The sequence below is a fragment of the Bradyrhizobium sp. USDA 4341 genome, from assembly GCF_054063755.1.
Map to the genome: position 1 here is coordinate 9,385,942 of NZ_JBSSGO010000002.1, position 22,659 is coordinate 9,408,600.

The following is a 22,659-nucleotide window of genomic DNA, read 5'->3' on the forward strand; positions in this document are numbered from 1 at the left end:
CCGGTGCATTGGTTCAAATCGGCGGGGCATCTGTCGCGGCGCTTCGCCGGGCTCTCAGTCGCTCGGCAAGGTGAAAGCGAGCATCGCGGCGATATTCCTCGGTCGAGGTCCAGTTCGGCGAAACCCAGCTGGTCCACCCAAGGCGTCCGCTCTGTCCAAGCTTCATCGGGGCCACTGCTCCCGCCGGAATGGCGAGTTCCACCTCCCACTCGAGTTCGTCGCCGATATAGAAGTACACGGCGTCAGCCAGGGGCTCGGACAGGTTAGGCACTTCAGTGGGCAGGAACTGCTCGTATTGAGCGAAATCCTTCACGAAAACGCGAACCCTGATCTTGTCTTCGACACTGAACACCCGCGAGCCCAGAAGCGCGTCGTGGCCGAGCCTGGCGTGCGCCGCGCCGAGGTGGCTGCAATGGCTCGCCTCGAACGGGAGCCAGGTGCCGACAAATTCGTCGATCACGACCCTGACGTCGAACAGCCCCTGCAACAGCCGGGCCAGTCGTGACGCGGATTTCGCCCTAGGTGAGACCAGTCCAGCGAAGCTGAGCTTCGCCATGTCTGGTACCGTGTCTCGATTAGCAAAGATATCAGAGCCAAGGCCGGCAAAGGAGCCGACATAGGCGATGAAGCGGTCATCCAATGGCCTGTCATGCTGCGCGATCGGCCGTGCGTCCGCCCAGGCACGAAAGAACAATTGCAGAAAGCGTCCATTGAGAAGGTCGAGAAAGCGCGGAAAGGCGTCATCTCGCATCAACTGCCAGCCGACGCTCTCGTCGGTGGTGGCCAGAGGCAGTGCGCCTTGCGGTCCGAGCAGACCGAGGAATTTGACCAGGATTCTGAGCCTGCCATCGCGGTCGTCGACTGAGCTCAGATTGGACGCGGGAAATTCCAGATAGGGAGATTGACCGAGGTCAACAAATTCGTCGCGCCGCGCGGCACTGTCGCCGATCCGCGGCCGATCCGGGTTGGATCGCTCTAGCCGGCGGAGCGTCTGGAAGAAATCGAACCGCCAGGGCTCGGCCTTCATCTGGTCGATCAGCATTACAGCGGCCTCCTTGTGCCCATGCGGGCCGGCCAGCGCATGATCTCGCCGCGTTCCGAAGTCGATATGACCGTTTGGGTGAAGGTGTTGAAGCCCGAATAGTCGGCGAAGAAGCGTTCCAGCACAGCCCCGAGCAGGAACACGCCACTGCCTTCGAACGCCTTCTCGTCGAGTGTGACGGTGATCTCTAGGCCGCGCGCTGCGCCACTGCCGGTACGCTCACGCACCCGCCGCACCACGGGCCTGCTCTCGACGCTGCGCACGCCGCGAATCTTTCGTTCCGTAGCGTCGTCGAACTGGTCGGCGAACAATGACAGCATCTCCCGCAGTGCTCCGGCGTTCTTGCCGCCGCTGCGTTCTACGAGGCCGAGATAGTTCAAACTCAGCATGTTGATCAGGCGCCAACTGACAACACCGCTATTGGCGATTTCGCTGCGACTGCGCAACTGCGCCACCACCGGCTCGCGTGGCCTGGTGGGCCCTGCTATGCACATCAGCTCGAGCGAGGTGTCATCCAGCAGGCGAAAGTCGGCTCCGCCTTGGCCGACCGGCAGATGTTCCGTGAGATGCCGGTTGGAGCACAACGCCCGGACACTCAGTTCGGCGGCGGATCCGTCGCCGCTCAGGTCGAGGGGCTCGAGCAGCGAAAGGAACATGTCCGTCCCGGTGTAGTCGGAGGCCGTGCCATATGTCTTTTCCTCGACGGTGCGGCGCCGTGGTAGCCGACGAACTGTAAAATAAAGTCCCTCGACCGATGCGGTCGTGCGGTCGACTGCGGCGGAGTACAGCGGACGCACGTGCCGCTTGTCCTTTTCTGCGGGAAAGTGCGCGTAAACCTCCAGCACCTGGTGCGGCTCGTATTCGAGATAGCGGCTTCGGTCGGGCACCACGTGGTATTCGTGCGTATTCGATTTGACCGGGATGCGATCAGTGGTCTTCTCGAACAGGTTGATTGCCGGGGCAGTGTAGAGACTGAAAGTCTCTGCTCGGACGGAGGCCGCAAGCCGTGAGTTGTGCTCATCGAACGCGAAGACGATATCGATTGACTTGCCGCGCAGCCGCGGCATCACAGCGCGAAGTCCCGTCAGATTGATGCCAAGGAACTTGCGCGGAAACACGAAATACTCCCGCAACAACTCCGAGCCGCGAAAGACCCGGTTATCGTTAGGAAACAGGGATTCGTTCTCGCCGAAGCCGACTTGTTGCACACAGTCGTTCGGGGCCCGGATGACGACCGGATCGCCGAAATCGTCGAGATAGCGAAAGTAGACATTGATGCAGTTCGAAGTCAGCTGTTCGTAGAGCGCGATAGCGTCGGATTCGGCGCCGGTCAGATAGATGGGCAATTCGCTGGTGCGGCAACCCGCGAACCAGGTTTCCGGCTTGTTGCGAGCCTCCGCGTCTGCCGGCTCTTCGTCGAGCCGCGCGGCGGTCCGGTGGGTCAGGGAAAGCCTGAGCCCCGCAATGACCTCTCCGCCGACCGGAATCCCGAGGGCCTGCAATGCGCCCGCAGTGGCAAAATATTCGGCGCCGGTGACGTCGAAGGGCCAAAGCACTATATCGCGGCACAGCCGGAATCGGCAGGCGAGGCTCCGTTCCCTTTCGCGATAGCTCGCATCGAAGTAGGCGCCCCGGGCGATTTTCCTGCCGTCGCGCAATGCCGGATCGGCATAGGTTGGCTGTGCCTTGACCAGCATGGCAGACGGAGTTGGCGCGAGATAGTTCGGAACCAGCTGTTCGAGCAAGTTTGCCGTGAACTCCGGGAATTCGTGCTTGAGCTTAAGCTGAACGCGAGCAGCAAGGAATGCGGCGCCTTCGAGCAAGCCCGAAATCATCGGATCTGAGCGATCGCGGATCAGCCCCCCGAGGCGCTCGGCGATACCAGGATATTCCTTGGCAAAGTCTTCCGCATGCTCGTACAGCAGAGACAGTTCACGGTTGTAAAAATCGAGGAACTCGCGGTTCATGCTATAGTCGATTGATCTGGATGTCGCCGCTGTCGAGGTCGACGTCCGCGACGAATTCCACGGGCACGTTGAGCGGCTCGCACTTCAGGTCGGACTGCACGACAAAGCGCAGCTTGAGCTGTTCGGGGCTTACGGAGGTGTCGCGCCGCACCCGGATGGACTTGCGATCGAGTCGCGGCTCATACGTCGTAAGCGACATGCGCAGGGCGTCGCTGAGCTCTTCGTCCGTGACCTCGTCGACCGAACGGTTTGCGATGTCGGGGAAACCATAGTTCAAAATCGAGGTGCGGACGCAGCCGCGGCCGGTCAGGTCGAGCGTCGATTCGAGGGCAATGGTATTGAGGAGCGTTTCGACGTCATGCGAAACCTCCCGCCTTAGCAGCGTCTCCGAGATCGGGAAACGACCAGTGCTGCGCCGTCCCGCTATGACCCGCTCACCGAACTGATCGCGCAGTTCGAGTGGCTTGCGCGCATCACGCGCGTCATAAGCCGCACGAAAGGCCAGCATCAATGGTGGAGAGAGCCGGTCCTTCTTTGGCGTAACAGTCATTGACGATCTCCGTACCGCCAACGCCGATTGCCATTCTCGGCAGCCGGCGCCAGACAGGAGGCTACGATCAGGCCCATTCCTTGTTGGCCGGAACGTCCCAGCCGAAGGTCGGCGATGCGCCGGCGCCGCCCTTTTCCGTCTGGGTCTTGTAGGTCATCTTCACCTTCGCGAAGTTCAAGCTCACATTTTCGGTGAGACGATCTTCGCCATGCGATCCGCCGGTCGATACGCTGGAGACCAGGACGTGCTTCATCTCGATCTTGAGATACTCCAGCGGATTTTCACCGGCCTTGCGGACAGTCAGGATCGCGGTGTCGATGTGCTTGCCGTTGGCGCAGACCTTGAAGAGTTCAGGCGTCGCCTTGTCGACGAAGTGCGTGAAGTGGAGATCCTGAACGTTGACCTTGCCGGCGCCACCGCCTGACCCGCTGTGGAAGGTGCCGCTTTGGCTCTCGCCAAAGGACCAGCTCAAAATGTCGATCTCGTCCTTGTGCTTGTCGTCAAGCGATTCGCCCTTGATCGGATCGAGTTTCAAAAAGATATCGACAGCCATACTATAGCCCTTTCAAAAAAACCTGGATGAGTGACGGTTGCGATAACGCGGCGTCAGGAGCTCGGGCCTGGCAGGCGCGAAACAAGGCTGAGGCCGACGTCCATCGCTTCCAATTGAAAGTGTGGACGGAGAAAGAAGCGCGCGTTGTAGTATCCCGGGTTCTCCTCGTTTGCTATGACCTCGACTTTCGCAGCGGCCAGCGGCTTGCGCGCTTTCTGCGCCTCTGACGATAAGGCCGGATTGGCATCAACGTACTCGTTGATCCAGGTCTGCAGCCAGACCGTCAGCTCATCCTTTTCCTTCATGGACCCGATCTTGTCGCGAACCATGCATTTCAGGTAGTGCGCAAAGCGGGACACTGCGAACATGTAAGGCAGACGTGACGACAGGTTGTCGGATGCGGTTGCGTCCACACCCTTCTCGCCGAAGTATTTCTTCGGCTTGTAGAGCGACTGGGCACCGATGAAGGCGGCCTTGTCGGTGTTCTTGCGATGGATCAGCGGGATAAGGCCAGCCTTTGCAAGCTCGTGCTCGCGGCGATCGCTGATGGCGATCTCGGTTGGGCATTTCAGGTCGACGCCACCGTCGTCGGTCGGGAATGTGTGCGTCGGCAGGTTGATGACCTCGCCGCCCGACTGCACACCGCGGATGCGCGTGCACCAGCCGAACTCCTTGAAGGCGCGGTTGATGTTGACTGCCATCGCATAGGCGGCGTTAATCCAGCCGTATTTGTCACCGGTGTGTCCGTCCGTCTCCTCTTCGAAGGCGAATTCTTCCACGGGCTCCGATTTGGCGCCGTAGGGGAGGCGGCCCAGCGCACGCGGCATGCAAAGGCCGAGATAGCGCGAGTCGTCCTGGTCGCGCAGTCCCTTCCATGCGGCATATTCCGGCGTGTCGAACACCTTGCCGATGTCACGAGGGTTGGACAGTTCGGTCCACGAGTCCATTCCCATCAGCGTAGGCTCGGCCCCGCTGAAGAAGGGCGCATGGGCGGCGCCCGCGATCTTGCTGAGATCACGGAGCAACTGTACGTCGGTGGGCAGGTGGCTGAAGTAATAGTCGCCGATCAGGCAACCGAATGGCTCGCCGCCCAGCTGGCCAAATTCGGACTCGTAGATCTGCTTAAACAGCGGGCTCTGATCCCAGCGGGCATCGGGATAAAGCCGCAGGTTCCGGTACAGCTCGGTCTTGGAGACGTTCATCACTCGTATCTTGAGGTTCGCGTCGGTCTCGGAATTGAAGACGAGGTAGTGCAGGCCGCGCCAGGCGCTCTCGATAGCCTGGAATTCGGGTGCGTGCAGGATCTCGTTCATCTGCGCGGTCAGCTTCTGATCGATCCGCGCGATCATCTCCTCGATGGTGTCGAGCACGTCCGACTTGATGACGCTGGTGTCCTTGAGCGCCTCTTGAACCAGCGTCGACACCGCGTTCTCGACTTCGGTCGCCGCGCGTTCGGTGCGCGGTTTGAAGCTTTGCTTCAGGAGGGCAGCGAACTCGTCAGCCTCGACGGTTCCGACCTGGGCGGTGGTCTCTTTATGGGTAGCTTCTTTTGCCATGGTCCCCATTCCTTCCCTTAGCTGTTGGTGTCGGATTCGGACGACTGGCTGGTCGCGCGCTCGCGCAGCGCGGCCATCAGTTGAGGATCAGCAAGGAGTTTCTTCAGCTGGTCCTCGGCGCCGACCTTGCCATCCATGTAGCGCAGCAGGTTGGCGAGCTGTTCGCGCGCTTCGAGCAGCTTGGCTGTCGCCGGCACTTGACGGGCGACCGCCACCGGCGTGAAGTCCGACATTCTATTGAAGCGCAGGTTGACGGATATCTTTTCGTCAGACCCATCGTTGAGACGATTGGCGACACGTGTCGTCACGCCGGGCTGGATCGCCGCCATGCGGTTGTCGAAATTGTCCATGTCGAACTCGAGGAACTTGCGCTCCTCGACCTTCGCCTTCTCGACGCCGGGGTTGTTGCCCGAAAGATCGGACAGGACGCCCATGACAAACGGCAGTTCGATCAGCCGCTCGGCGTCGTACGGATCTTCGTAAGTGATGTGCACGCGCGGTGCGCGGTTTCGGCGAATGAATTTTTGACCGCTGTCGGTTGCCATTGGGTTGCCCTCTTCACAAAATCTGTGCGGAAGCCGACTCGCGCGACGCAGGCTGGGGAAGTGCCTCGGTCCTTCGTCAGCGGAGCTTCCTTCTCTCTTAGTCCCGTCGAATCGAAGGCGGGTTCAATTCGATTTGTCGATCGCCTTCAGAGCGCCCTCAGGCAGGACGTCACTCAGCAGGCTGAGGAAATCTCGTTGTGCGAGTTCACGCGCGCGATCGACTAGGAACGGGATCGGGCTGGATGGCTCCGCGGCGCGGAAGAAAGCCGCAACTTTGGTCAGTAAATCCAACGCCTGCGCTCTGTTTTCTGCTGAAATAACAGCATCTTGAGCGCTACTTTCGGCCGTGGATGGGAGCGATGTGGCGAATTCCGCCATGCGCTCGATCGGCAGGTCGAAAACTTTGTCGCGACCAATATCGATGGCGGCACTTTCGACGTGGGCGGGCATCAGCATCCGCATCACCTCGATAAACGATTTGCCGACCATGCCCTGCGCCTGCCGCACCAGCAAGAGCGCCGGGCTCGACGGTTCCTTTCGCGCGAAATAGTCGGCAGCCGCCGCCAGCGCAGCGGATGCCTGTCCCGGTGAGGTCACGGCGCCGGCCGTTTCAATGGGAAGCTGCTGGTCGTTTTGAGCAGTTTCGTCCCGGGATGGGGCAAGTGCGGCTGGATCGCGTGCGGTGACGAGAGCCGCGAGCCAGTTGGCCATGCCGTTCGCGACACCCGCAAGCCTGTCGAGGCTGATGGGTTGCCCCGAGTTCAACTTTTCGCGCCAAACCGATTTGATGTCGGCAATCTCGGCCGCGACCGCGGAACAGCGGGCGCTCACCGCTTTGAGGGTGTCGAGATCGGTCTCGCCGACAATGCGCTCGATGGTTCCGAGATCGGGCATGTCGACGTCGGCGTCAGCGGCGGGGATTTCGCCCTTGGCAATCTGATAGGCACGGTAGTTGAGGCTGCCGTGCCTGCGATTTTCGATCAGGGGAAGGAATTGGAGCGGGTTGATCACCGTCGGAAACACGTCGATCGCCTCGACGGTGACGGCGCGAAAAGCATAGTCGCCGTTCTCGCCCCTCGGGTGAACCGCTTCCCATTGTTCACGAAGCAGCAGGGTGGTCGCCTTCAGGCAGCTGAGAAAGCCGTCAAGATCGCGGTTCAGGATGGAGAACTTGGCGAGCAGCATGGTCAGGCGCAGATCGCGAGTGCGTGCCAACAGCGGCTGCGCAGCAGCGAACTGGCCGGCAATGTCGATGGCCTTTGGGTCGAAGCGTCCGCGCTCTCCGTTGGCGTTGACGACCTCGAAATACGACATCGGAAGCAGCGATTCCGCAGCTGCGAAGAAGCTCAGGTACTGGACATCCCCGGCCGCATCCAGGTCTGGCCCGCAGGGATCGTCCGGGGCTATGGGTTGGGTCAGGGATGTGACATCGAGCATGCAAAGATGGTCCGTCGGCGGGGCCCTGGCCCCTATTGCCAAGTCCGTCACAAGTGACGGATCAGGCGGGGATCATGATCCGATTGTCTGTTAGGTCAGCTTAACGATGGCCTTGGTTCATTCCCGGCGGCCACGACCGTTTCGCGTGAACCAACAAGCTCTTGGAGCCGACTACATGAGTGCCAGGATAGTTCCATCGGGCGCATGCTTTGGCGCGCCAAGAGAGGACACCGGGCGGATTTGTCGGTCATCCTACCGATGGCTGGCACGGATTTCAGTTGTTTCGTGCTTGACGACCTGATGCGCCGGTTGCGCGAACCGTTCGGCCAGCGAAGGAGTTTAACGCCCACATGGGCCAGCTTACCCAGGATACCCGCCTTTGCGAGCTCAAGACCCCCCTTGGCAAGGACGTTCTGGTTTTTGTCAGGTTCGAGGCCTCTGAAGGTCTGAGTGAACTGTTCGAATATCGTATCGAGGGCCTCAGCGAGGACGCCGATCTCGACTTCGATCGCGCGATCGGCCAGCAGTGCACGCTCACCATCAAATTGCACGGGAAGGAGCGCGAGTTCAGCGGCGTTCTCACGGAAGCGCAGTGGCTCGGGGTCAAGAACGACTATTTCAGCTACCGGATCGTGCTGAGACCCTGGTTATGGCTGCTGTCGCGCACCACCGATTGCAGGATTTTTCAGGACAAGAAGGCGCCCGACATCATCAAGGAGGTCTTCAACGAGCGCGGCTTCACGGATTATGAGTCCAAGCTTACCGAAGAGGGCTCCTGTCCAAAGCTCGAGTACTGCGTTCAGTATCGCGAGAGCGATCTGGATTTCGTATGCCGGCTGATGGAGCAGCACGGCATCTACTACTTCTTCAAGCATGAGGGTGGTAAGCATACGCTGGTGCTGGCTGACTCCAAGTCCTCGCACAGCCCGATCAACGGTCTCGCAAAGATCCCCTATGTCCCGCTGACCGGATCCGACCGCCGCGAGGAGCAGCATATTTATGAATGGGTTTCCGAGCGTCGGTTTCGCACCGGCAAGTTCGAGCTCAACGACTACAACTACCAGAAACCCAACGCGCAGATGATCAGCGACGCCAAGGGCTCCGAGCACTACACGCGATCCGAGATGGAGTTCTACGACTATCCCGGCAAGTTCAAGGAGAAATCCGACGGCGAGCGATACGCCAAGATCCAGCTCCAGGCCGAGCAGGCGATGGATCGGCGCCGTCGCGGCAACGGCGACGCAGTCAACCTGTTCCCCGGCGGACTAACCAAGCTCGAGAAGCACTCGAAAGACTCGCAGAACGTTGAATATCTCGTCGTACGAGCAGCTCACTCGTTTTCCATCGAGTCCTACCGCACTGGGGGGCCCGGCGACGGCGGACAGCACGTCTACTTCGGCAGCTATGAATTTCTGCCAAGCGATCGGCCGTTTCGATCTCCCATGATGACGCCGAGGCCGAGGATCAATGGTATCCAGACGGCCAAGGTCGTCACCAAGGACGACAATTCGAGCGAGGAGATCGACGTCGAGTCGTTGGGCGAAATCTATGTTCGCTTCTTCTGGGATCGAAAGAAGAAGCGATCGTGCCGGTTGCGCGTGGCCCAAGTCTGGTCCGGCAAGCGCTGGGGCGGTCAGATCATCCCGCGCGTCGGGCAGGAAGTCGTCGTGGAATTCCTGGAAGGAGACCCCGACCGGCCCTTGGTGATCGGCACGGTGTATAACGATGATTACAAGCTGCCCTACGATTTGCCGTCCAAGAAGACGATCGCGGGATTGAAGTCCGACTCGACCAAGGGAGGGGGCGGTTACAACGAATGGAACTTTGAGGACAAGAAGGGGTCCGAGAAGATCACCCTGCACGCCGAAAAGGACTACGACGTGACGGTCCGCGACACCGAGACCAGGACCATCGGTGAAGCAGCGTTCGGCGGCGATACCCGCAAGACCACGCTCAAGAACGGCAATGACAAGCTTGATATCGAATTGGGCGGTCAGCACATCAAGCTGGCGATGGATCAGTCCGTCAATGCGGGGCTGAGCATCACCCTCACGGCCAATGTCAACATCACCCTCCAAGTTGGTCCCAGCCAGATCATCCTGTCCCCCGCCGGAATCGTCATCAACGCACCGACCATCACCATGACCGCGCAGGCCGCCATGGCGCTCGCGGCCGGCGGCCCGTTGGTTGCCCACGGCACACCAACCATTGTCGGCTGACGCCATGGGTCAAGTTCGGTTCAGCACAGTCCGCGATCTGTTTGAAGCCTATCCGCTGGCGCGCTACGACGTCGGCAATGCCGCCCCGGACAAGTTGTCGTTGGATTTCCTGCAGGAGGCCGCTGATGCAGGCAACTGGCACCAGGCTGTATCCTTTTGCGCGTACCTGCTCCCTAGGCGCGTGGCCGTCGCCTGGGGATGTCGCTCGTTGCGGCAGATGTTCGATAATTTCGACGGCAACGAAGGCAGGTCACTCAACTTTGCCGAGACCTGGGTCCGGCAGCCAGACGAGCAATCGCGTAACAAGGCGTTGGCGGTCGGCAATGCCAACGATCCCGAGCAGCCGGCGACTTGGCTGGCGCTGGCGGCGGGCTGGTCTGGCGGGAGCGTCGTCCCTGCGGAATTTGCCCCGGTCGAAGCCAAGCCAGATCAGACGGCGCGGGCGGTTCGCGCGGCTCTTTTGATCGGACTTTGCCGGCTTACCCGTGAGTCCAGGGACCGGATAATGACGGCCTGCCTTGAGGATGGTATTCAATTGGCACGCGGCGAACCGCGCCCTCTGCGCTGACGAGACGATGTGATGGTGCTTCGCTTCAACATCGAGAACGAGCCCAACCTCCCCGATGGCGGACCTGTGTCATTTGCGGTCACCGGCCGGCGCTCGGTCGATATAGGCCGCGATCGTCATCTCGATTGGACATTGCCCGATCCGTCTCGGATGATTTCGGGGAAGCATTGCGAGGTCCACTATCGCGACGGTGGCTACTGGTTGCACGACGTCTCGACCAACGGCACCTTTCTCAACGGTGCCGACCAGCGCATGCAGGGAGCGCATCGGCTGCGCAATGGCGATCGGCTCGTCATCGGCCATTATGTCATTGGCGTTTCGCTGGACCTGGACGAGCGTGCCGAGGGCACCCCGAGCCATGGCGCGCAGCAGCAAGCTCCTCTCGCGCAGCAGCACGCCGATTACCAGGAACTGTGGGTTCCCGATCGCGACGTGCCGCCGCCAATCGACCCCCAGCAGTTGAGAAGGCCGCGCGAAGCAGCGCGGCCCGTCAATGCGGAATTCCTTGATTGGGCGGCGAGCGTTCCGCCGGCGGGCGTCGACCCCGTCCGGCCGCAGATGCCTCAACGGGAGACGCCTCTGCACGACGACATGAGCTGGGCAGCCGGTCCAGTCGCCACGCCAAACCCGCCGGTCGACGTGCTGCACGCGATGCCGACGCCGCGCCGACCATCGGTCTGGGCCGACGATGAAGCGGCTGTCCCGCCACCGCCGGCGCCGCCACCGGCAGGGCATGCGGGAGCGCCGCGGCCGCGGGTGGCCGAGCCGGCACCGGCTAAGGCCGCGCCGATCGGCAATCCCGAATTTGCCCGCTTGGTGGCACGTGCTGCCGGACTGCCGGAGAATTTCTTTGCCGACAAGACCGAGGCCGAGCTCGCGGAGCAGCTGGGCGTCATACTGCGCATGACCGTGGAAAACCTAATGGCTCTGCTGCAGGCACGGACCCAGGCCAAGCAGCTGACGCGCAGCACCAGTCAAACCACCATCCAGGCCATCGAGAACAATCCGCTTAAATTCTCGCCGACCGCGGAAGACGCGATGCGTATCCTGTTCGGGCCGCCGACGCGCAGTTATCTCGATGCGCCGCATGCCTTCGCGCAGGGCTTCAAGGATCTCAAATCCCATCAATTGAAGACCTATGCGGCAATGCAGCATGCCGTCAGGGGGCTGATCGCCAGTATCGATCCGACGCTGATGGCGCGTGAGCTCGAGCTTCAGCGCGGCGCAAGATCCTTTTTCGGCTCGAATAAGAGTAAGTTATGGGATGAATTCTTGACGCGCTGGAAGGCGCATCTCGGTCGCGACGAAAGCGCGCCGATCGATACCTTCATGCTGCATTTCTCTGAATATTACGACCGCGCAGACAAGTCGGGGTCAAAGTGAACTGTTGGTGACGATGCTGTCGCCGATCATTGCCAAGTGGATGCAGGAATGTCCTGGTACAGCAAAGTATTCTGGTCGGAAGGTCTGTTTCTGCGGCCGCATCATCTGCAGCAGAACGATCGCTATCTCGAGCATCTGCTGGAAAAGCGCGTTCGTTACACAACACCGTACCCATGGGGCTTTGCCCAGCTCGAGATCGATAACGATCTTACTCAACAGAGCAAATTCGCCGTGCGCAGTGCGACCGGCGTCATGCCCGATGGAACGCCGTTCGATATCCCTGCTGACAGTCCGATCCCGGAAGCCATCGAAGTGCCAGATTCGGCCGCAGGCCAGATCGTCTGGCTGATGATGCCGGTCGCGGCGCCCAATACGCGGGAGGTGGATGAGGATCGCACTGACAGCGCGAGTCGTTACGTTCGGACTTCCGAAACGTTTATCGATTCAACCTCGGCGCTGCGCATCGAAGAAGAGATCGATATCGTCTTTCCGCGGCTGTCGTTCGAGCTACGCAAGACTAGCAAGCCGGGATACATGGGCCTCGGCATCGCCCGCATCCTCGAAGTACGCGACAAGAACATCCTGTTCGACGACAAGTTTGTGCCGCCGATGCTGGTTTGCGCCGCACATGCGGTCGTCGATGGTTGGCTCAATCGAATTATTGGCTGGGTTGAGACCAAACTCGATGAGCTTGCACGCTACGCGGTCGATCCATCGTCCGGCGGCGGCTTGCAGAGTGTCGACTACCTGGTGCTGCAGGTGCTGAACCGGACTATTCCCGTGCTCGCTCATTTCAAGCGGTCCGGTAGCGTGCATCCCGAGCGGCTGTACGAAGAACTGCTGAGGTTTGCCGGTGAGCTTGCGACTTTCGCGACCACCGAACGACGCGCACGGGACTACCCGGCATACGATCACGACAATCTCGAATACGTCTTCACGCCCCTGGTGCGCGACATCCAGGACTTCCTGAGCGCCCGGCTGGGCAGGCGGGCGATCCGTCTGGAGATCATCGAACGAGCCCAGAACGCATTTGTATCGCCGATCCGCGATCGCGCGTTGTTCCGAACTGCTACCTTGGTGCTGGAGGTTGCCGCGCGGCGGCCTCTCGTCGAGATCCAGAATGAATTCCCGCACCTGTTCAAGGTCGGACCCAACACGAAGATGACTGAGATCGTGCACGCAAACCTGCCGGGTTTGACCTTGGTGCATTTGCCGACGCCGCCACCGCACATCCGGGCCATTACAGACCACGTTTATTTCTACCTCGATCGCAAGTCGCCGCTGTGGCCCGAGTTCAGTACTGCGGCCTCGATCGGGATGCACTTCTCCGGCGACTGGCCGGAGCTTGAGTTGTACCTTTGGGCCATCCTGGAAGAGCGGCCATGACCGACAGGGACAAGCCGGTTAATCCTTTCGGTCGGGGTGAGCGGACCATCATCCGTCCGAACCCCGGCGGGAAGATGCCGCCGGCTCCGGCTCCTCAATCTCCAGCGGGCGAGGGACCTGCAAGCCGTCCAGCGTACTCGCCATCGCCCGTGGCTGGGCCTGGTGCTCCATCGTCGCCGTCATTTTCTCCCGTACCGCAGGGCGCAAGCTACGCCGCCCCGCCGACCAGCCAGCCGTCGGAGGAATGGATTTCGACACCGCCGCAGGCTCCGGCGCAGCAACCGATCTTGCCGCCGGGACCGCCATTGCGCGTCGACGATCTGGTCGCGCCAAACGCCAATCCGGTGATGCGCGCCGGCGGCCCCTTACTGCAGTTGCTTGGCCGGCTGCGAGTAGCGCTGATGAGGGCGTCATTCGCGAGCCTGATGGAGCAGGTCGCCGACGCCATCAAGTTCTTCGAGAAGGATATCCGCTCGGCCGGCATTTCCGAGCACCAGGCCAATACCGCGAAGTACATCCTGTGCGCTACCGCCGATGATATTGTGCAGCACATTCCGACCGACGATCGACACGTCTGGGCGCAGTACTCGATGCTCAGCCGGTTTTTCGGCGAACGTGTGGGCGGCGTACGCTTTTTCGAGATTCTCGACCATTTGAAGACTGATCCGCTGGTCAACTATCCAGTGCTCGAACTGCAGCACGCCTGCCTTGCGCTCGGGTTCCAGGGCATTCACCGGACGTCGCCGGGCGGGCTTGCGAACCTCCAGGTGATCCAGCGTAACCTCTATGAAACGCTGCGCCGGGTTCGGCCCAAGCCGACCAACGATTTGTCGCCGCACTGGCGCGGACAGGCCTTGGCCGGTCGGCGGAAGCACTTGCATATTCCCGTTTGGCTGGTGGCGGCCGTGGTCGCCGCGCTGCTGACGGGATCCTATTTTGTGCTGCGGACATTGCTGGCTGGCCGCGCAGAGAATGCCGCGGAAGCAGCGCTGGCATTGCATCCCGGAGATCCAATCGAGCTCAAGCGCCGCGTCGTTGCGCCGCCGCCACCTCCACCTCCGCCGCCACCCCCAGATCGTATTACCCAGCTGCAGCGCATTCGCAACGCGCTTGCGCAGGAGAAGACGGCCTGCGCCATGACGGCGGATCAGACGGCGAGCTTCATCGTGATCAGGGTCTGCGATCTCGCATTGTTTGCCTCGGGCCAGGCAACCATCCTGGATGGGTTCAAGCCGATCGCCGCCCGCGTTGCGACGACGCTCGACAAGGAGCCCGGCCGCATTCGAGTGGTTGGCCACACCGACAGCTCGCCGATCCGCACCGTGCGTTTTCCCTCGAATTTCGAATTGTCGGTCGAGCGCGCCAAGGCGGTTGCCGCCGCGCTGAAACCCGGCCTCGCGGATGGTTCGCGCATCGACGTCGACGGCAAGGGATCGGATTCACCGATTGCCAGCAATTCGACACCCGAGGGGCGGGCCAAGAACCGTCGGGTCGAAATCTTCATCGAACGTAGCGAATAGGCGGACGCCACAAGTTCACGCGTAAGCGACAGGTACCGGTAAATATGCTCGCCAAGGACATTCTACGCATCGTTCTCTATGGAGTCGGGCTCAGCTCGCTTGGGGCGGTGATCTACCTTGCCGGTCCCTTCATTGCTTTCGGCGACTGGCATCCATTGGAAAATCACATCATTCGCCAGATCGCGATCCTGCTGCTCGGCGCCGCAGCGGCAGGTGTCACCGGTCTTCATTTCTTCAGGCGACGCAAGAACGCGAAGGAAATAGCTGACGGCGTCAGCGGTGCGGATCAGACCGTCAGCGACGAGCCGGTGCTCAAGGAGCGCATGAAGGACGCGCTCGCAACGCTCAAGACCGCGAGCGGCAACAAGTCCGGTTATCTCTACGATCTGCCCTGGTACGTCATCATCGGTCCGCCCGGTGCGGGAAAAACCACGGCGTTGGTGAATTCGGGGCTCAAGTTTCCGCTCGCGCGAGGGGCAACGCCGGCGGCGATCGCCGGGGTCGGCGGCACTCGCTACTGTGACTGGTGGTTCACCGAGGAAGCGGTGCTGATCGATACTGCCGGTCGCTACACGACCCAGGATTCAAACAGCAAGGCCGACAAGGAAAGCTGGCTGTCTTTTCTGGACATCCTGAAAAAGAATCGGTCGCGCCAACCGATCAACGGTGTTCTCGTCGCAATCAGTCTGGAAGACGTTCTGACGCTGCCGAAGCAGGAACTCGCGCTTCATGCAGATGCCATCAGGATGCGCCTGCTCGAACTGCATCAACGGCTGAAGGTGAGCTTCCCGGTCTACGCTCTGTTCACCAAGGCCGATCTCGTTGCCGGTTTCACCGAATATTTCGCCTATCTCGGCGAGGCCGGCCGGCGCCAGGTCTGGGGCGCCACCTTCCAGACCGCCGACAAGACCCAGAATCTGGTGGGGCAGGTCCCGGGCGAATTCGATCGCCTGCTGGAGCGCCTGAGCGAGGAAACGCTCGACCGTCTCCAGGACGAGCCGACGCCGCAGCACCGGGTGCAGTTGTTCGGCTTCCCGGCGCAGATGGCGCGGCTCAAGCCGCAAATCCACGATTTCCTCAATCAGATTTTTGAGCCGACGCGGTATCACGTGAACGCCAACCTGCGTGGGTTCTATTTCACCTCCGGCACTCAGCAGGGTACGCCGATCGATCAATTGATTGGATCGCTGGCGCGTACGTTCGGCGCGGAGGAAGTCGGTGCCGGATCATACTCCGGAACCGGCAAGAGCTATTTCCTTGCCGATTTGATTTCGAAGGTCATCATCGGCGAGGCCGACTGGGTTTCGACCGACCAAGCTGCGGTGCGCCGTGCCCTGATCCTCAAGACCGCGGCGCTGTCGGTGATAGGTTTGGTGGCGATCGGATTGATCGGTGCTTGGCTGACAAGCTACAAGCGCAACTCAGACCTGATCGAGCAGAGCTTGCAGGCGGACAGGGAGTATGGGGCCGCCGGGGCGCCGCTCATCAAGCAAACGCTGATCGCCGATCACGATCTCGACAAGGTGCTGCCGCTGCTCTATCGACTGCGGAACGCGCCCGCCGGCTACGCATCACGGAATGAGCCGGTTGCGCTCTCGGCGCGCTACGGTCTCAGTCAGCACGCGCGCCTGCTGTCGCCCGCGAAGGCAGCCTATCACACTGCGCTCGAGCGCATGTTCAGGCCTCGCTTGCTGTACCGTTTGGAAGAGCAGCTTAATGCGCGCATCAATGAGCCTGCCTTCGTCTATGAGGCGCTGAAGGTCTACTTGATGCTTGGCGGCCTGCAATCCCCGGACCGGGAGTTGGTCCGCTCGTGGATGCAGCGCGACTGGGCGGACAACCTTTATCCCGGCGCGACCAATGCGGAAGGACGGCGTCTGCTCGATGAAAATCTTGTTGCAATGTTCGACCTCGAAACCGAGCAGCCGCCGCTGGTTGGGCTTGACGGCCGGCTGATCAAGCAGGCCCAGAATTCGCTGGCGCGCCTCAGCGTGTCGCAACGTGCCTACGAGTTCTTGAAGTCGGAGGCTCGCGGATCGACCGCGGGCGACTGGGTCGTCGGCCGCCGAGGCGGTCCGGACGTAGCAGTTGTGTTCGAAACCACGACCGGGCAGCCCTTGGACAATGTGCGGGTGGCCGAGTTCTTCACTTACAACGGATTCCAGCAGAAGTTCATCGCTCGACTGCCCGGTTTGTCGGAGCGCATGAAGCGGGAGCGATGGGTGTTGGGTGACGCTGGCCAGCAGTCGGCCATTGACCAGCAGTATGATAACCTGGCGGGCGATCTGCTCAGCATCTACTCCAATGATTTTGTAACGGCGTGGCGTGCTGCGCTTGGCAGTCTGCGTCTGAAGAAATTGCTCGCGGACAAGCCGAAATACGAGGTGCTGAGGGCGCTTTCGGCGCCGACCTCGCCGATGCGGCAAATCCTGGAATCGGTGCGTGATGAGACGATGCTGACCAAGGAACGCCCGAAGCCGGCAAGTGCCGGTACGCCGGCGGTGCCGCCTGCGGTGACCACGCCTGCGCTGTTCAACAATGCCCAGGATGGCACGCCGGGTGCGGCGATCGAGTCGCAGTTCAAGCCCTACCATGCGGTGCTCGAAGGGGAGAGCACCCGCCGGCCAATCGACTCGACGATCGCAAATCTCAACGACATCGCGCAGAATCTGACGTTGATGGTCGAGAATCCGCAACTGACGGCGCAGGCAACTGCGGGGCTTCAGACCCAGGTTGCAGCGCTGCGCAACAACGCCTCGCGCATGCCGCCACCATTTTCCGATATGCTGCGGGCAGCGGCCGCGGAGTTCGAAGGCAGTATCGCCGCCTCCACGGCCGGTCAGATCCTGCAGTCGTTGCGCGATCAAGTCACGCCGGTCTGCCAGCAGACGGTGACCAACCGCTATCCGTTTGTACGGAGCAGCGGTCAGGAAGTGCCGCTCGCGGATTTCGCCAAGCTGTTCAGCCCGAACGGCATCATGGACAAGTTCTTCACTCAATTTCTGGCGCCCTATGCAGATACGTCGCGTTCGGACTGGGTTTGGCGAAAGGAGAGTCCTGTCGGCCGATCGTTCTCGCCCGACACATTGAAGCAGTTTCAGAATGCCGCCTATATCCGCGATGCCTTTTTCCAGACTGGCGGCGGTGTGCCGGCGGTGTCCTTTGCGATCCGGCCGCCGCCCGCGGCCGGACCGGGCATCACGGTCAAAACTGAGATCGGCGGCACGACGATCACCAGCCCCATTACGCCAGGACCAGCCGCAGCTCCCTCTATGTTTGGCGCGCCGCAACCCGCTGCTCCGTCGCCGCCGCAGAGCAATTCACCGACGACCGTGCTCTGGCCGGGCCCATCGCCGCGGACGGCAATTTCGGTCAGCAACGAGACCGGCTCGCCATCGGTGCTTGAGCGCATCGGCCCCTGGTCATTGTTCCGCATGCTGGAGGCTGGCTCGCTGGTCGCCAAGGCGGAAACCGCCAGTGCCACGTTCATTGTTGCCGGACGTGAGCTCAACTATCAGATTTCGACCGGATCGTTGCGCAATCCGCTAAACCTGTCAGTGCTCCGCGAGTTTCGTTGCCCGACCGGGATATGACCATGCGATGCGGCTTATTCGGCAAGATCGGCGCCAAGCGTGATTTCATCGCGATCGCGACGCCGCGCAGCTTCCTGGAGGTCTGGGAGCCGTGGGTGCAGGCTGCTATTTCCGCGAGCCGCCATCAGCTCGGTGCCGCCTGGCAGGGAGCATTCCTGACCGCGCCGGTTTGGCGCTTCTGGCTTGGCGCCGCAATCTGCGGGACCACCGTCGCGGGAGCGATCATGCCGTCGCTTGACGGGGTGGGGCGATACTACCCGTTGACGCTGCATGCGGTATCGGATGGCGCCGACGCACTGCAGCCGCCGCACATCGATCCGCAGGACGAGTGGTTCGGGCAGGTGGAGACGTTCCTGCTATCGACCCTGGACCGGGCCGCAACGTTTGAACAGATCTCAGATGCGCTGGATCGTCTCGCCTTCCCACGTCTGCGGACGCTGGGGACCGATGGATCGCCAATCGTGACGATGAATGACGCGATGCTGGGAATGGTTTCGACGGTCGATGGGTTTGGCGAGTCGTTCGGCATGCTCTGCGGCGCGAACCCTCAAATCTATGCCGCGGCCAGTTTTTGGTGGACCGCCGGCGGCGAAGGGTTCTCGCCGATCGCACTGTGTTGCCGCGGATTGCCGGATCCGTTTCACTATTCCACGCTGCTGACCGGCAACGTTGGCCGCGCGGTATCCGGGACGGGATGACGAGCGATGGTGCACGTCCCATCCCTGTTCGATGTCGGTAGCGTCACTCATGCCGGACGGGTGCGGGCGCGGAACGAGGATTCTTGCCTGGTAAGAACCGACATCGGCCTATGGGCCGTCGCTGACGGCATGGGCGGTCATGAGGCGGGCGATCTTGCCAGCCTCATCGTGGTACAGTCGCTTGATGCGATCGCCGCGCCTGCCTCCGCGGCGGACCTGTTGGCGCAGTGCGAGGCGCGTCTGTTTAGCGCCAACCAGCAGATTTTGGCACTCAGCCAGGCAAGGCAGGGTGCCACTGTCGGGACCACAACGGCGGTCTTGCTGGTACGCGACGGCCATTATGCCTGCATTTGGGCGGGAGACAGCCGGGTGTACCTGATCAACCATCGCGGCATTACACAGGTGTCGCATGATCATAGCGAGTTGGAGGAACTGATCGCCGGCGGTGCTCTATCGCGCGAAGAGGTCCAGGATTGGCCGAACAATGCCATCACCCGGGCTGTCGGCGTTGTCGCCGACCCTGAGTTCGAGGTGGTGACCGGTCCGGCCGAACCGGAAGACGTCTTCGTGATTTGCAGCGACGGCTTGACCCGACACGTGCAGGATGACGAGATTCAGCAGCACGCGGCCACTCGCCTTGCGCAGACAGCCTGCGACGACATGCTTGCGCTTGCGCTCGATCGCGGCGGGCTCGACAACGTGACGATCGTGATCGTGCGGCTGCTCGCGCCACGATCCTCAGAGCCCACGAGGACGCCGTTCGATCGGGAGCCGCGATGATGACCGCGAACGATCCGTTTCGATCGTCCTACCGCGGTGTGCCGGCCGGCACCCGGCTCAACGGCATTTACGAGATCGAAGCGATGATCGGGGCAGGCGGCATGGGGGAAGTCTACCGATGCCGCGAGATCCAGACCGGATCGCCAGTTGCCGTCAAGATGTTGTTGCCCGACATGGTCGACAACGAGGCGGCACTTGCGCTGTTCCGCCGGGAGGCGGCAGCACTTCACAACCTTCCGCATGAAGCGATCGTTCGCTACTTCCTGTTCACGGTCGAACCCGTGCTGCAGCGCCCGTATCTCGCGATGGAATTCGTGAATGGGCGGTCGCTGTCGAACATGCTCGACGATGGGCCGCTGACCTTCGAAGCGCTGATCAAGTTGATGCAGCGTGTCGCATCGGGCCTGCAGGCCGCTCACGAACACGGCATTGTCCATCGCGACGTCTCACCCGACAACATCATCGTGCCGCTCGACGATGTCAGGCGAGCGAAGATCATTGACTTTGGTATCGCTCGGTCCACCCAGATGGGTGACAAGACCATTATTGGCTCCGGCTTCGCCGGCAAGGATAATTACGCTTCGCCGGAACAGGTCGGCTTGTACGGTAATGATGTCACCGCGAAGTCCGATGTCTACAGCTTTGGTCTCGTGCTGTTCCATGCCTTGACCGGACAGAAGCTCGATATGGGTGGAAGCCAGTTTCAACTGGTCGAGAAACGTCGGCGTGCGCCCGATCTCGGCGCAGTGGATCTGCGTATCAGGCCCCTGCTCGAGAGGATGCTGCAGCCAGACCCGGCCTTGCGCCCTACCATGGCGGAGGTCGCCAACTGGGCGCCGGCGGGTTCGGTTCAGCCGTCCGCCGCGCCACTCTACGGCTTCGATCCATTGGGGAAGCCGGAGGCCGGGACGTCTCCGCAGCAGGAGCGGGCGCCATCGACCCCGCGGAACTCTCGCGGCGTCTGGCTCGGCGCCAGCGTCGCGGCGCTGCTGCTTCTGCTGGGGGGCGGTGGGTACAGCTTCTATAAATTTGTCTGGTCGACATCGGGCGTAGCGGCCTTGCCGCCACCTCCGAAACTCGCCGCGACGCCCGCGCCGCCGAGGATTGAACCTGCTCTGCCACAGCCAGCACGTCAGGAGCCGGTGAAGCTGCCGTCTCAGCCGACGGTGACGCCGTCTTCGTCGCCCGATGGGCCGGGTCGAGCCGAGCGCATCCGCAAATATGTCGCCCAGTATGCCGGCGGCGACTGCTTCTTCATCCTGCCTGTTGCCGTGAGTTCTAGCGCAGCCGTCATCGAAGGCTTCGGCGCTTCGACCGCTCCGTTCGATACCTTCGACAAGGCGTTTCGAAAGGAACAGGGATTTGAGGCCTCGGTCGGCGTCAGGCAGGTGAATCAGGCCCAATGTCCGGCCGTCAAATTCCTGAGCCAGGTCGGAAGCGACCAAGCGCGTGCCCCGCGCATCAACCTGTCCGCGACGGAGCTGAAGGCCGGCGAGACCCTCAATGGGACTGTGGAGAATTTTGCCAACCGGGTGGTGGAACTGCTCATGGTCTCGGATCGCGGCGAGGTGCGGAGCCTGTCCTATCTCCTGAAGCCGGGCATCGACTCGCTTTCCTTTGCCCTGCCGATGGAGCGGACGACCGGCCCGCAACTGCTGCTGGTCGTCGCGGCCCCGCGGGTTCTGGATTCGTTGCGCCAGCCGCGACCGATGGCTGCCGACACATTCTTCCTGCAGGCGATGAGCGAAGCTCAGCGTGGCAACGTGACCATCACTGCGGCCGCGCGCTATGTAATGCTAACGAATTGAGTGGCTCTTCAGAACTTGCCGATGATCAGGATCTTCAGGTCGGCATCCGGCTTAAAGTCGCTTGCCGTGAATTGACGCGAGTTGTTGGCAGATGACGGCATAAGCCGCCCCGGACAAAAACTGACCAGACGGTCGTCGCCGCCCGGATCGATCGTCAACGTGAAGGACCGGATTGGACCCGCCCAGTTCGCACCCGTCTTGAGGACGTAGGAAATGCGCCGCTCCTGCAGCTTTGCCGCATTGTCCTGGCTGTTGCCCGCGCGTTTGTCCAATTCGGCAAGGAACGCATCCGTGACGCAATACTCCTTCCTGTACCGCTCGACTTCCGGACCCAGCGCTGCGCTGCGACGCAGACCCGAGCGCAGGACCGTGTCAGGGCTGGAGCCGACGCTCGGGCGGTATTGATGTTCGACAATGACGGTACGCGCCGCAGGAAACACTTGCTCGCGAACGGCCGAAGTCTTGGTTATCCAGCCAGGCATGTATTGCTGGCGACCGTTGTCGTTCATGCCGGCAGGCATAAGAAGGCCGCCATCGATCAGCTTGGTTCGGGTTGCCACGGGCAGGTCGGCGATCCGGATATCCCGATCGCCGAGCGGCAGCAAAGGCAGCTTAAATTGACGGAGGAGGGCGGTCACATCCTTGCTGCCGACCATCGCGCGCTGGTCGATGGTCAGCGGCACCGCGTTGCCGTCGATCTTGGTCTCGAACTCGACGAAGTTGACCGGATTGCTCGATGGAAAAGCGATGTTCTCGGCTTCGGACAAATCGATGTCGGGCAGCGGAAAGGCGACAGTGAGTGCAATCGGCTTGCTCGTCTGGTTGACGAATTGGTAGCGAACGCTGACCCTGTCCAACCCGATACGAAGCTCCTCGCTCGCCATGGCCACATCCTTCGTGCGAACGAATTGCAGCCCGCCAATGGACAATTCCGCCGCGGAGTCGTTCGCCTGCGCGGGCCAACCGGTTGCGGCCAACAGGGCGATCATCAGGGCTTGCGATCTCAATGACGGCCCGCTTAACGCTTCATTTGCCATGCCGGCCTCCATGTGGC

General features: G+C 61.5%; 17 protein-coding genes. 9 read left to right on the forward strand and 8 right to left on the reverse strand.

Annotated elements, in window-relative coordinates; translation table 11 throughout:
- Nucleotides 1-13: 13 nt before the first annotated feature.
- The 7 genes from tssG to ACVIGB_RS49470 form a co-directional block, all read right to left on the reverse strand.
- A complete protein-coding gene (tssG, locus tag ACVIGB_RS49440) occupies nt 14-1,078 on the reverse strand; it encodes a type VI secretion system baseplate subunit TssG (RefSeq protein ID WP_456725249.1) in 1,065 nt (354 codons plus the stop codon).
- Nucleotides 1,042-3,009, reverse strand: a complete 1,968-nt coding sequence (gene tssF, locus ACVIGB_RS49445) for a type VI secretion system baseplate subunit TssF (RefSeq protein WP_456723771.1) — start codon at nt 3,007-3,009, stop codon at nt 1,042-1,044. The genes tssG and tssF overlap by 37 nt, the downstream gene beginning before the upstream one ends.
- A 1-nt stretch (nt 3,010) precedes the next feature.
- Nucleotides 3,011-3,559 carry a type VI secretion system baseplate subunit TssE gene (gene tssE / locus ACVIGB_RS49450; protein WP_456655154.1) on the reverse strand — a complete coding sequence of 183 codons (549 nt, stop codon included), beginning with the start codon at nt 3,557-3,559 and terminating at the stop codon, nt 3,011-3,013.
- 67 nt (nt 3,560-3,626) lie between these two features.
- On the reverse strand, nt 3,627-4,112 hold the full coding sequence (locus ACVIGB_RS49455; RefSeq protein WP_163153143.1) for an Hcp family type VI secretion system effector: 486 nt from the start codon (nt 4,110-4,112) through the stop codon (nt 3,627-3,629).
- 53 nt (nt 4,113-4,165) lie between these two features.
- Nucleotides 4,166-5,668, reverse strand: a complete 1,503-nt coding sequence (tssC, locus tag ACVIGB_RS49460) for a type VI secretion system contractile sheath large subunit (RefSeq protein WP_456723770.1) — start codon at nt 5,666-5,668, stop codon at nt 4,166-4,168.
- 17 nt (nt 5,669-5,685) lie between these two features.
- Complete coding sequence (gene tssB, locus ACVIGB_RS49465) at nt 5,686-6,213, reverse strand: type VI secretion system contractile sheath small subunit (protein ID WP_456723769.1); 528 nt, start codon at nt 6,211-6,213, stop codon at nt 5,686-5,688.
- A 123-nt stretch (nt 6,214-6,336) separates the two neighbouring features.
- Nucleotides 6,337-7,650 carry a type VI secretion system protein TssA gene (locus tag ACVIGB_RS49470; RefSeq protein ID WP_456723768.1) on the reverse strand — a complete coding sequence of 438 codons (1,314 nt, stop codon included), beginning with the start codon at nt 7,648-7,650 and terminating at the stop codon, nt 6,337-6,339.
- Between the two features lie 350 nt (nt 7,651-8,000).
- On the opposite strand from ACVIGB_RS49470, the gene ACVIGB_RS49475 reads away from it, so the two are divergent.
- The 9 genes from ACVIGB_RS49475 to ACVIGB_RS49515 all read left to right on the forward strand — a co-directional run bounded on the left by ACVIGB_RS49475 (nt 8,001) and on the right by ACVIGB_RS49515 (nt 21,605).
- Nucleotides 8,001-9,869, forward strand: a complete 1,869-nt coding sequence (locus ACVIGB_RS49475; RefSeq protein ID WP_456723767.1) for a type VI secretion system Vgr family protein — start codon at nt 8,001-8,003, stop codon at nt 9,867-9,869.
- 4 nt (nt 9,870-9,873) lie between these two features.
- Nucleotides 9,874-10,437, forward strand: a complete 564-nt coding sequence (locus ACVIGB_RS49480; RefSeq protein WP_456723766.1) for a DUF6931 family protein — start codon at nt 9,874-9,876, stop codon at nt 10,435-10,437.
- Nucleotides 10,438-10,449: 12 nt separating this feature from the next.
- A complete protein-coding gene (gene tagH / locus ACVIGB_RS49485) occupies nt 10,450-11,820 on the forward strand; it encodes a type VI secretion system-associated FHA domain protein TagH (RefSeq protein ID WP_456723765.1) in 1,371 nt (456 codons plus the stop codon).
- A 48-nt stretch (nt 11,821-11,868) separates the two neighbouring features.
- Nucleotides 11,869-13,206, forward strand: coding sequence for a type VI secretion system baseplate subunit TssK (gene tssK, locus ACVIGB_RS49490; protein ID WP_456723764.1), 1,338 nt, complete (start codon nt 11,869-11,871; stop codon nt 13,204-13,206).
- A 305-nt stretch (nt 13,207-13,511) separates the two neighbouring features.
- Entirely contained in the window at nt 13,512-14,726 is a 1,215-nt protein-coding gene (tssL, locus tag ACVIGB_RS49495) for a type VI secretion system protein TssL, long form (protein ID WP_456723763.1), read from the forward strand.
- Nucleotides 14,727-14,770: 44 nt separating this feature from the next.
- Nucleotides 14,771-18,319 carry a type VI secretion system membrane subunit TssM gene (tssM, locus tag ACVIGB_RS49500; protein WP_456723762.1) on the forward strand — a complete coding sequence of 1,183 codons (3,549 nt, stop codon included), beginning with the start codon at nt 14,771-14,773 and terminating at the stop codon, nt 18,317-18,319.
- Nucleotides 18,316-19,017, forward strand: a complete 702-nt coding sequence (gene tagF / locus ACVIGB_RS49505; protein ID WP_456723761.1) for a type VI secretion system-associated protein TagF — start codon at nt 18,316-18,318, stop codon at nt 19,015-19,017. The genes tssM and tagF overlap by 4 nt, the downstream gene beginning before the upstream one ends.
- A 6-nt stretch (nt 19,018-19,023) precedes the next feature.
- Nucleotides 19,024-19,797 (forward strand): PP2C family protein-serine/threonine phosphatase, encoded by a 774-nt coding sequence (locus ACVIGB_RS49510; protein ID WP_456723760.1) that lies wholly within the window; start codon nt 19,024-19,026, stop codon nt 19,795-19,797.
- On the forward strand, nt 19,797-21,605 hold the full coding sequence (locus tag ACVIGB_RS49515; RefSeq protein WP_456723759.1) for a protein kinase domain-containing protein: 1,809 nt from the start codon (nt 19,797-19,799) through the stop codon (nt 21,603-21,605). Before ACVIGB_RS49510 ends, ACVIGB_RS49515 begins: the two co-directional genes overlap by 1 nt.
- 8 nt (nt 21,606-21,613) lie before the next feature.
- Here ACVIGB_RS49515 and ACVIGB_RS49520 read toward each other — a convergent pair whose 3' ends face one another.
- Nucleotides 21,614-22,642, reverse strand: coding sequence for a DUF4424 domain-containing protein (locus tag ACVIGB_RS49520; RefSeq protein WP_456723758.1), 1,029 nt, complete (start codon nt 22,640-22,642; stop codon nt 21,614-21,616).
- Nucleotides 22,643-22,659 lie beyond the last annotated feature (17 nt).